Raw genomic sequence first — 3,876 nt, 5'->3', positions numbered from 1 at the left:
GTGGCCGCTCTGCGACGAAGCGCTGGTCAACGAGTCGTTCGACTCCATTGAGGAGTTGGAGACCCGGCTGGGAGAGCGCTGCTGCGTGCTCTCCGATCAGCCCGAACTCCTCCGCTCGGCCACCTTCTTCCATTGGTGGCCGGACTCATGATTCCAGAACTTTTCCCTGAAAAATGGTATGACGCTCGAACCCGACCCGCAGATCCTTCAGTCGCCGCCAAGCATTCGTGCGATGGAAATGTTGGGCGCGCGGCTCCTTCAGGATGACAGCGTTTTCGTCCTGGGGGTCTCTCCGCTGCCTCATCACACCAAAGCAAAACGCTGTCATCCTGAGGGCGCATGCGCCGAAGCCGCGTCTGCGCTGACGTTTGTGCGCCCGAAGGATCTGCGGGTGGGGACTGCGCGAAGGGCTGGCTGACGCTCGAACCCGACCCGCAGATCCTTCAGTCGCCGCCAGGCAACCGTGCGGTGGGATGGTTGGGTGCAGCGGCTCCTTCAGGATGACAGCGTTTTTGGTTTTCGGGTGATGGGATTCGTATCTCCGCCGTTACGGCACCCTCGCGCCGCCTTCGATCCAGCCGCGCAGCACCTCGCGCTCCTCGTCGGTGATGAACGTCTTGTTGGCGGGGGGCATGGTGCGGCTCACCACCGCGCGCTCCAGGATGCGGTCGGCGCGGGCGCGGATCTGCTCGGGGGTGTCGAACATCACGCCGGCGGGGGCCGGGCCGAAGGTGCGGTCCGCCGGGCTGGCGGAGTGGCAGACGGCGCAGCGCTTGAGGATGACGGCGTGCGCCCGGTCGAAGGTGACCGCGCCGGCGGCGACGGGGGCGCGCCCGGCCGGCGTGGCGCCCGTCGCGCCCGGGCGGGCGGCGATCAGGTAGAGGGCGGCCACGGCGGTGGCCATGGTGGCCGCCAGCGCCGGCTTCCAGGCGCGGTAGGTGAAGCGGACGTTCAGCAGGTGGCGAACCCCCGCGCCGGCCAGGAGGATGACCGCCAGCAGGAGCCAGTTGAGCGGGTGGCCGTAGATCCCGGGGAAGTGGCTGATCAGCATCAGCGCGATCACCGGGAACGTCATGTAGTTGTTGTGGATGGAGCGCAGCTTGGCGCGCGCGGCGAGCGCCGCGTCGGGCGGCTCGCCCGCCTCCGCCGCGGCCACCTGCTGGCGCTGCGCGGGCACGATCTTCCGGAAGACGTTGCCGGCCATCAGCGTGCCGAGCACCGCCCCCACGTGCAGGAGCGCCGCGCGCCCGCTGAACACGCGCGTGAGCCCGTACCCGAGCCCCACCACCAGCGCGAACGAGACCGCGGCGCCCACGGCCGCCGGCCAGCGGGGGAGCACGTACGTCCACAGCACCTCGTACGCGAGCCACGCGCCCACCAGCACGCCGACCCCGACCGCCGCCGCGGCGCCCGGTCCGATGTCGGACACCGCCGGGTCCAGCAGGAGCGCGCCGCCGCTCAGGTAGTAGACCACCACCAGCAGCGAGGCGCCGCTCAGCCAGGTGGTGTACGCCTGCCACTTGAACCAGTGCACGGGGCTCGGCATCGGGCGCCCTTCGAGCGTCGTCTTCTCCACGTGGTAGAAGGCGCCGCTGTGCAGCAGCCAGATGCGGCCCAGCACGTCGCGCCCCGCGCCGCTTTCGCGGACCAGGTTGCGGTCCAGCCAGTTGAAGAGCATGGAGTTGCCGATCCACATGATCCCCGCGATCACGTGGACCCAGCGCAGCACCAGGTCGAGCAGCTCGCGAATGCCGGCGTCCATGTCAGGCGCCTCGTGAGACGGACCGCCCCCGCAGCGCCGCCACCAGGAGCCACAGGGCGCCCCCGGCGACGCAGGCGGCGAGGAGGGCGATCCCCACGCTGGTCGATACGGCCGGAAGGTTGCCCCGCGCATCGCCCCGCAACGCTGCAGCGGTCTGGACGAGCATCCACGCGGCGCCGCCGAGCACCAGCGGGCAGACGATGGCCAGCAGCGAGAAGAACGCGCGGTCGAGCCCGGGAGTCCTCATTGCGCCTGCACCTTCTGATCGGGAAGACGTGATTCCTCCGCCAGCAGCTTCTCCAGCCTGAGCCGCGTGATCTTCGCCTGCTCGCCGGCGGCGATGCGCAGCTCGGCCTCCGGGTCGTTCGCCAGCCGGCCGCGCAGGATCTCCAGCATCTCCTCCGCGCTCTTCCCCGTGGCGCAGACCACGTAGATGCGCCCGAAGCGCCGCTCGTACTCGCGGTTTCCCTCCGCCAGCGCGGCCGCGACGTCCTCCGGCGTCCCGGCGACGCCGGCCTGCTCTCCGGCGGACCACGCCGCCGCGCGCTCGCTCTGCCCCGGCGCCGCCTTGCGCTCGCCGATGCGCGGGTGCGCGCGCAGGGCCTCCTCCCAGTCCGCCGGGGCGAGCGACCACCACACCTCGTCCGCCGCCTCCAGCAGGTGAGCCGGGTCGCGGAACGGCCGCCGCGCCGCCATCTCCCGTGCCCAGCGAGACGAGCCGCAGCAGGCGCGCAGCGTGGCCTCGGCCTCCTCCGCCGGGAGCGCGTTCAGCCGGTCGAGGGCGCTCACCGCGCGGGCCCGGCCAGCGTGCCGAAGACGCGCAGCCGCGCCACGCCGCCGTCGGGGAAGATGCGCAGCCGCACGTGCGTGACCGGCCCGGCGTCGAGCACCTCGTCCTCCCAGCGGTGCCGGGCGTGCGGCTGGAGCTGGGATTCCGGGAGGAGGGGCCTCCAGCGCAGCGCGTCGCCCGACAGCTCGTCCGCGGTGGCCCCCGGGGCGTGGACGCCCTCCAGCGCGCAGCGGTCCGGCGCGTTCCCCTTGAGGTGGTCGGTGTCGAGCTCGACGCGGTGGATCACCCCGGGCGCGGCCAGGCGCACCACCGTCCAGTCGTGCCCGGGGCCGCGGCGGCGCCTCGTCTCCCACCCGTCGCCCATGAACGGCGAGCGGCCGGGAAGGATCAGGTTCTGCCGGTGGCCGTAGAACATGTCGCTGCACACCACCACGTAGCCGCCGTTCTCCATCGCCGCCAGGTCCAGCTCCCCGCCCTGCCGGACGAACCGCGGCCACTCGGGGCGGGCCTCGCCGTGCACGCGCAGCCGCGCCACCCCTCCGTCGGGGAAGATGTTCAGCCGCAGGTGCGTCCAGCGGCGGGGGTCGGCGACCTCGAAGCGGTTGACGTCGTCGCCCCGGAGCGGCGAGCGCGGCAGGACCTCCGTCCACGCGGCGGCGTCCAGCTCGTCGGGAGGGATGACGCCGGGGAGGCCGCACCCCTCCACCGAGCAGTGCTCGGGGTAGTTGCCGCGGAAGAAGCGCGTGTCGACCACCAGGCCGCGCACGATCCCCGGCAGTCCCAGGCGCACCACGGCCCAGTCGTGGCCGGGCTCGCGGCGGCGGCGGGTCTCCCACCCGTCCATCCACTTGCCACGCTCGGTGTACTCGTTTTCACGCCACTCGGGCTCGCCCGGCTTCAGCAGGGCCTCCTTGGGCGCGAAGAACTCGTCGTTGGCGGCCACCACGGCGCCCCCCAGCCGCTCGGAGGCCAGGTCCACCAGCTCGGTGAAGTCGGTCATCTGCCAGGGATGAAAGTGCCCAGTGCCCAGTGCCCAGGAGTCATGCCACTTTCTCGAAATCGGCTGCGGATTCTTCGCAACTCCCGCAACACCAGGAGGATGTCATCCTGAGGGAGCGTCCTCACGAGACTTTCCTCCGCGCCAGAGGTTGGACGCGCCGCCGGACATCGGTGTGAGAGACGAGTTCGGCGCAGCGGCTCCCTGAATAGAAACTACGGAGCCGGGGTCGCGCTCTTCAGGCGGCCTTCCGCAGTTCCACCTTGTAGCCGAGCCTCTCCAGACGCCGCTGCAGGCGTCGCGCTACGCGCTCTCCACCCTGGGAGT

At 71.7% G+C, this 3,876-nt stretch carries 5 protein-coding genes; 1 reads left to right on the top strand and 4 read right to left on the bottom strand.

What is annotated here, in order from left to right; all coding sequences use genetic code 11:
* The first annotated feature begins 178 nt into the window (after positions 1-178).
* The gene (locus VF746_22190) at positions 179-418 is read left to right on the top strand and encodes a hypothetical protein (protein HEX8695139.1); all 240 of its coding nucleotides are present in this window, start codon (positions 179-181) and stop codon (positions 416-418) included.
* 129 nt (positions 419-547) lie between these two features.
* Here the strand turns inward: VF746_22190 and VF746_22185 are convergent, their stop codons facing one another.
* Genes VF746_22185 through alc form a run of 4 tightly spaced genes read right to left on the bottom strand, consistent with a single transcriptional unit; the run spans position 548 to position 3,552 of the window.
* Positions 548-1,762 carry a urate hydroxylase PuuD gene (locus VF746_22185; protein HEX8695138.1) on the bottom strand — a complete coding sequence of 405 codons (1,215 nt, stop codon included), beginning with the start codon at positions 1,760-1,762 and terminating at the stop codon, positions 548-550.
* 1 nt (position 1,763) lies between these two features.
* Positions 1,764-2,009, bottom strand: a complete 246-nt coding sequence (locus VF746_22180; protein ID HEX8695137.1) for a hypothetical protein — start codon at positions 2,007-2,009, stop codon at positions 1,764-1,766.
* Positions 2,006-2,551 (bottom strand): 2-oxo-4-hydroxy-4-carboxy-5-ureidoimidazoline decarboxylase, encoded by a 546-nt coding sequence (uraD, locus tag VF746_22175; protein HEX8695136.1) that lies wholly within the window; start codon positions 2,549-2,551, stop codon positions 2,006-2,008. The genes VF746_22180 and uraD overlap by 4 nt, the downstream gene beginning before the upstream one ends.
* Positions 2,548-3,552, bottom strand: coding sequence for an allantoicase (gene alc, locus VF746_22170; protein HEX8695135.1), 1,005 nt, complete (start codon positions 3,550-3,552; stop codon positions 2,548-2,550). The genes uraD and alc overlap by 4 nt, the downstream gene beginning before the upstream one ends.
* Positions 3,553-3,876 lie beyond the last annotated feature (324 nt).

Source organism: Longimicrobium sp., assembly GCA_036389795.1.
Taxonomy (GTDB): Bacteria; Gemmatimonadota; Gemmatimonadetes; order Longimicrobiales; family Longimicrobiaceae; genus Longimicrobium.
The sequence above is the reverse complement of the archived record's forward strand: the minus strand, read 5'-3'. Positions and strand labels throughout refer to the sequence as shown.

Coding starts and splice junctions, on each gene's coding strand:
- VF746_22190 (HEX8695139.1), top strand. CDS start 179: ATGACGCTCGAACCCGACCCGCAGATCCTTCAGTCGCCGCCAAGCATT.
- VF746_22185 (HEX8695138.1), bottom strand. CDS start 1,762: ATGGACGCCGGCATTCGCGAGCTGCTCGACCTGGTGCTGCGCTGGGTC.
- VF746_22180 (HEX8695137.1), bottom strand. CDS start 2,009: ATGAGGACTCCCGGGCTCGACCGCGCGTTCTTCTCGCTGCTGGCCATC.
- alc (HEX8695135.1), bottom strand. CDS start 3,552: ATGACCGACTTCACCGAGCTGGTGGACCTGGCCTCCGAGCGGCTGGGG.